This window comes from Cellulomonas carbonis, from assembly GCF_014636275.1.
GTDB classification, from domain to species: domain Bacteria; phylum Actinomycetota; class Actinomycetes; order Actinomycetales; family Cellulomonadaceae; genus Actinotalea; species Actinotalea carbonis.
The window spans coordinates 1-291 of the sequence record NZ_BMEB01000037.1 but is presented as its reverse complement, the minus strand read 5'-3'; the positions used below and the strand labels follow the sequence as shown (position 1 = coordinate 291).

Annotated in this window: 1 pseudogene; it reads right to left on the bottom strand. The window is 69.1% G+C overall.

From position 1 onward, the window contains the following. Window positions 1–279: pseudogene (locus tag IEV86_RS17555) on the bottom strand (diphosphomevalonate decarboxylase); the annotation flags it as partial. Window positions 280–291: the final 12 nt, after the last annotated feature.

Below are 291 nucleotides of genomic sequence, written 5' to 3'. Positions count from 1 at the left end.
CTCGGCCAGCGCCTCGGCGTCATGGGGGCGGACGATGACGGCGACGTTCGGGCCGGCATCGGCGGTCGAATAGGCTTCGATCCCCGACTCGCGGGCTTCGGCCACGGCGTCGAAGATCGCGTGGCTGGTCGGATTGAGGAACCGGATCGGCGGCACGGTGGACTGGATGAGTCCGTGCATGCGCAGGGCGTGGGATTCGGTGATCTCGCCGATGCGGGTGAAGTCCCCGGCCGCGCACGCGGCGACCATCTGCTCGAGGTAGTCCTCGGTCGAGGACACCCAGCCGGAGTA